The organism is Hominilimicola sp. (assembly GCF_046972485.1).
GTDB classification, from domain to species: Bacteria; Bacillota; Clostridia; order UBA1381; family UBA1381; genus Hominilimicola; species Hominilimicola fabiformis.
Genome location: NZ_JBKVWU010000116.1, coordinates 1199 through 6910 on the forward strand (window position 1 = coordinate 1199; position 5712 = coordinate 6910).

The following is a 5712-nucleotide window of genomic DNA, read 5'->3' on the forward strand; positions in this document are numbered from 1 at the left end:
ATCTACTGCCATACCGTTATCAACGATTTTCTTCCACTCGTCTTTTCTGTCATAGTAAATCTGCATTGCATACCAAATAATATTTATCATTTCGTCTGCATTGTAGTTTGCGAATGAGAAACCGGTTCCCTCGCCTGTATATTCATTATATGGAATAACAGTGTCTTTAAGTCCGCCTGTTTCACGAACAATCGGAACAGTACCGTATCTCATACTGATAAGTTGTGACAAACCGCAAGGTTCAAATCTTGACGGCATTAAAAATGCGTCACTTGCCGCATAAATTTTACGTGCCATATCATTTGAAAAGTAAATTTGTGCCGAGAATCTGTCAGGATATTTCCAAGCATAATGTCTGAAAAGATTTTCATATTTTTCGTCACCTGTACCAAGTACAACTACTTGACAGCCACCGTTGCAAAGTTCCTCAATCTTGTAAGCTACAAGGTCAAAACCTTTTTGGTCTGTAAGACGTGATACAATACCAATCATCATCTTATCGGCATTCACTTCAAGACCTAATTCTTCCTGCAACTTTTTCTTGTTCTCAGCCTTTTTCTTGTGAACTGTTTTTGCTGTATAGTTTTGATAAATAGACTGATCTGTATTCGGATCCCAGTCAATATAAGAAATACCGTTTACTATACCCAAAAGGTCGTTCTGTCTTGCACGAAGAAGATTGTGAAGTCCCTCTCCGTATTCTTCTGTTGTGATTTCGTTTGCGTAAGTTGAACTTACCGTAGAAACCTTGTTTGCATAAACCATACCGCCCTTTAACAAGTTTGCATCCTTGTAGAATTCAAGCTTGTCGGAAGTAAAGTAATAGTCGCTTATACCCATTGCGTCCTTAATCTTGTTGAAATCCCATCTTCCCTGGAACTTCAAGTTATGAATTGTCATAACAGTCTTGATACCCTGATAGAACGGATTATCCTGGAACGTATCAAGGAATACAGGTATCGGTCCTGTCTGCCAGTCGTTACAGTTAATAACGTCCGGTCTGAAATCTATTGTCGGTAAAATTGACAATACAGCCTTTGAAAAGAATATAAACTTTTCACAATCAAGGTGTATAAAGTCATAAGGCTTATCGCCGTTAAAGTAAAACTCATTGTCTATAAAATAGAACTTACAGCCGTTATACTCCAACTCGAAAACACCGACATACTGTTTTCTCCAAGCCATATCGATATAGATATGGTCAATATATTTCATCTTGTCCTTATATTCTTGCGGTATACAGTTGTACAGCGGTAAAATCACTCTTGCGTCAACGCCTTTTTCGTTAAGCGCTGCAGGCAAAGAACCCGCTACATCACCAAGACCTCCTGTTTTAACAAAAGGTGCCGCCTCCGAAGTAGCAAATAAAACTTTCATAACAAATTATTCCTTTCTATATGCTTAAATCTTATCTCTATAAGAATTATTTGTCAATAAATATTCTTAAATTCCGTAAAACTTCAACAGAACTGCTCAAATTTTGAACAGTTCTATTATATATTTGTCATTAAAATCTTTATTATTAAATCTTCGTTCCTTTTGATATTGCAAGAGGATAGCTCTCTTGTCCTATAAGTTTTCTTCCTTTTGTTATATCAACTTCCTTATCAAATACAACATGACTAAGTTCAACGTCCTCTTCAATCACAGAATCCTGCATGATGATTGAATTTTTAATGACCGCACCCTTTGCGACTTTTACACCTCTTGAAAGTACACTGTTAATTACAGTACCCTCAATTACACAACCGTCTGAAATAAAGCTGTTCTGTACAGATGCGTCACTTCCGTATTTAGTCGGCGACTGGTCTTTTGTCTTTGTGTAGATAGGATTTTTAGAATTAAACAATTCACGTCTTATGTCCGAATTTAAGAAATTCATATTATTTCTGTAATATGCTTTAAGTGAATCAATCTTATCAGTATAACCCGTATACTCATATCCGTAAATTCTAAGGCCTGTCATTTTCTTGACAAGTGCGTCCTTTACGAAATCTCGGTCGCCCCTTGCACTGCATTCGTCAACGATACTTTCAAGCAAAGCCTTTTCCATAACGTAAACGTCCATACTTGCCAAACTCGACTTTGGATAATACGGCTGAACCTCAATATCTGTAATACGATTTTCCTTGTCAAGTTCAAGCGTTGTAAATCTTGAAATTTCTCTTTCAGGCATACCTTTCATATCTTTATAAAGAATTGTAACGTCTGCCTGACTTTCGATATGATTTTTTACAACTTCTTCAAAGTCAATATTGTAAATGCTGTTACCGAGCGACAATATTACATATGTCTGCTGACTTCTGTGAATAAAGTCGCTTATACCTGCAAGTATATCTATATTACCCTTTATTGAACCGTATGATACCTTTTCCAGATTCGGAGGAAGTATATTAAGTCCCCAATTCTTTCTGTCAAGGTCCCAAGGCTTACCCGATTTAATGTGGTCCATCAAAGATGAGTAATTTGCCTCTGTTGCAACACCGATATTTGTTATACCCGAGTTTGCCATACATGAAAGCACGAAATCTATTATTCTGTATCTTCCTGCGATAGGAAGTGCTGAATTTGCTCTTATATCTGTAATCGGAGGTATTCTGTCATTACTTGTCAGAATAATACCCATAGTATCTCTTCTCATTGGCTCTGTCCCCTTTCCTATGCTTCTACCATACTGCCCTTGCAAATATCTTCTTCAACGCCGACTTCGGCACCGCTTTCGATAAGAACAAGATCATTGGTACACAATTTTGATGCATATTTGTTATCGTCCGAAGAATTAACTCCGACTTTCGCACCGTCACCTATAACTGCGTCTGCACCTATAACAGCTTTTTCAATTACAACATTCTTTCCGATTTTCGCACCCGGCATAATTACCGAATCACTGACAACACTGCCTTCTCCGAGTTCAACGCCGCCGAAAATAACCGAATGTTTTATTTCGCCGTCAATAAAGCAGCCCTCTGTTACAGTTGAATTTGTTATCTTAGCATTTTGTCCGACATAATGAGGAGCAAGTGCCATATTTCTTGAATAGATACTCCAACTTCTGTCGTTTAGATCAAACTTAGGTGGTTGGTCAACAAGATCCATATTTGCCTCCCACAAGCTATGAATTGTGCCGACATCTTTCCAATAGCCTTCAAATCTGAATGATACCATCTTTTCGCCGTTTTCAAGCATTGTAGGAATTATATTCTTACCGAAGTCATTTGCAGAACTTGGGTCACGTTCGTCAGCCTCCAAATACTTTTTAAGCACTTCATATGTAAATATGTAAATACCCATTGACGCAAGATTGCTCTTAGGTTCTGCCGGTTTTTCTTCAAAGTCTGTGATAGTACCCTCTTCGTCAACGTTCATTATACCAAATCTGCTTGCTTCCTCCCAAGGTACAGGCATTACGGCAATAGTTACAGCCGCACCCGATTCCTTGTGTGCCTTCAGCATTTCGCCATAGTGCATTTTATAGATATGGTCGCCTGAAAGTATAAGAACATTTTCAGGTTTAAAGCTTTCAAGAAAACTTAAGTTTTGATAAATGGCATTTGCCGTACCTTTATACCATTCACCCGCTTTTGCACTTTGGTATGGAGGAAGTACATAAACACCGCCATGACTTCTGTCCAAATCCCAAGGGTTTCCGTTACCGATATATCTATTTAGTTCCAACGGTTGATACTGTGTAAGAACACCTACCGTATTAATTCCTGAATGTACACAATTTGAAAGCGGAAAATCTATGATTCTGTACTTTCCGCCGAAAGGCACTGCCGGCTTAGCAACATTTTTTGTCAACGCACCAAGTCTTGAGCCTTGACCGCCTGCAAGTATCATTGCAACGCAATCCTTTGATACCATAAAATCATCTCCCTATAATTTTCTGATTAGATTTTTATTAAAACCGACTATTTAGCCGATTTATTTGTCCTTGTTGATGTTTTTTTCGCAGCGGTCTTTGTCGCGGTTGTTTTCTTAACTGCCGCTTTTTTAGCCGTTGCACTTTCGGTTTTGTCTGTTGTTTTTTTAGCAGTTTTTGATGCAGTCGTTTTCTTTTTGCTTGCCGCAGCTTTGTCCGCCGGCTTTTTCTTTAGGAACATAACCGAATTGCCGTCGATAGCAACTTCAATAGTGTACATCATATCTGAGAACTGCATATTCTTTGTCTTGTATACTTTCTTTGTAATACGTTTGTTTCCGCCGTACTTGACAGCACTCGAATGGAATACTACTTCATATTCGCCCGCAAGCGGAACACCGATTTTATATATCGGTCTTTCGACAGGTGTGAAGTTTGCAACCACAACAACATTATCAGCCGCGTGTCTGCCGCGTCTTATATAGGAAAGAACACTGTTTTCACTGTCAGCCTCATTAACCCATCTGAAGCCGTCCCAACTTGTATCAAGTTCCCATAAAGCCTTGTTTTCCATATAGAAATGGTTAAGGTCTTTTACATACTGATGCAATCTCTTATGCTTATCTATTTCAAGTACGTTCCATTCAAGTTGGTCGTCATAACGCCACTCAAGCATTTGACCGAATTCACCGCCCATAAACAACATTTTCTTTCCCGGCATTGTCATATAATAGCCGAGTAATGTTCTGTATGCCGCAAATTTTTCGTCATACTCACCGAACATCTTGTTAAGCATAGAACCCTTGCCGTGTACCACTTCATCATGTGACAAAGGCAAAATATAATTTTCGGAATAAGCATACATCATCATAAATGTAAGCAAACTGTGATTGTCCTTACGGAAATACGGATCCATACCCATATAACGAAGTGTATCGTTCATCCAGCCCATATTCCACTTGTAATTAAAGCCAAGTCCGTCATTTTCAGGCGGTGCGGTTACAAGCGGCCAAGCCGTAGATTCTTCCGCAATCATCATAAAGTTAGGGAATTCCGTCCCCATAATCTTGTTTAGCTTTTTAAGAAAATCAACTGCCTCAAGATTACCGTTTCCGCCGTATTCGTTCGGAACCCACTCACCGTCATTTCTCGAATAATCACGGTAAAGCATTGAAGATACCGCATCAACTCTTATTCCGTCAATGTGATACTGTTCTGCCCAAAAATACGCTGATGAAATAAGGAATGAAATAACTTCGCTCTTTGAATAGTCAAAAACCATTGTTCCCCAATCCTTATGCTCACCCAATCGCGGATCGGCATATTCATAAACAGGAGTTCCGTCAAACATTCTCAGTCCGTGTGCGTCACGCGGAAAATGAGCAGGTACCCAGTCCATTATAATTCCGATATGATTTTTGTGACACTTATCTATAAGATATTTCAAATCTTCACTTTCGCCGTATCTTGTCGTAGCTGAGAAAAATCCCGTTACCTGATACCCCCAGGAGCCGTCGAACGGATATTCGGTGATAGGCATAAGCTCTATATGCGTGTAACCCATCTTCTTAACATAAGGAACAAGCTCGTCCGCCAGTTCACGATACGTATAAAAGCTTCCGTCATCATGTATTTTCCATGAGCCGATGTGGATTTCGTATATATTCATAGGCTCCGTCAAAGTGCTGTTTTTACTGCGTGCACTTATCCAAGCCTTATCGCCCCATTTGTAATTATTTGAAATATCCTTTGTTACGGACGCAGTACCCGGTCTCAGTTCACTCTTTACAGCATACGGATCTGCTTTGTAATAAGTTTCTCCGTTCTCAGCCTCAATAGCATACTTATAC

Annotated in this window: 4 protein-coding genes; all 4 read right to left on the bottom strand. The window is 39.1% G+C overall.

Annotated elements, in window-relative coordinates; translation table 11 throughout:
* Window positions 1–1377 (bottom strand): glycogen synthase GlgA (gene glgA, locus ACLTU0_RS09835; protein WP_412322267.1); only part of this gene is annotated, 1377 nt, incomplete at its 3' end.
* Window positions 1378–1522: 145 nt separating this feature from the next.
* Window positions 1523–2641: a glucose-1-phosphate adenylyltransferase subunit GlgD gene (gene glgD, locus ACLTU0_RS09840; protein WP_022229025.1), complete on the bottom strand. Its 1119-nt coding sequence runs from the start codon at window positions 2639–2641 to the stop codon at window positions 1523–1525.
* A 17-nt stretch (window positions 2642–2658) separates the two neighbouring features.
* Complete coding sequence (locus ACLTU0_RS09845) at window positions 2659–3864, bottom strand: glucose-1-phosphate adenylyltransferase (RefSeq protein ID WP_022229024.1); 1206 nt, start codon at window positions 3862–3864, stop codon at window positions 2659–2661.
* A 47-nt stretch (window positions 3865–3911) separates the two neighbouring features.
* On the bottom strand, window positions 3912–5712 hold a 1801-nt coding region (glgB, locus tag ACLTU0_RS09850), incomplete at its 5' end, for a 1,4-alpha-glucan branching protein GlgB (protein ID WP_412322268.1).

What these genes read in the sequence shown, in the direction of transcription:
- ACLTU0_RS09845 (WP_022229024.1), bottom strand. Translation starts at nt 3,864, where the DNA reads ATGGTATCAAAGGATTGCGTTGCAATGATACTTGCAGGCGGTCAAGGC.
- glgD (WP_022229025.1), bottom strand. Translation starts at nt 2,641, where the DNA reads ATGAGAAGAGATACTATGGGTATTATTCTGACAAGTAATGACAGAATA.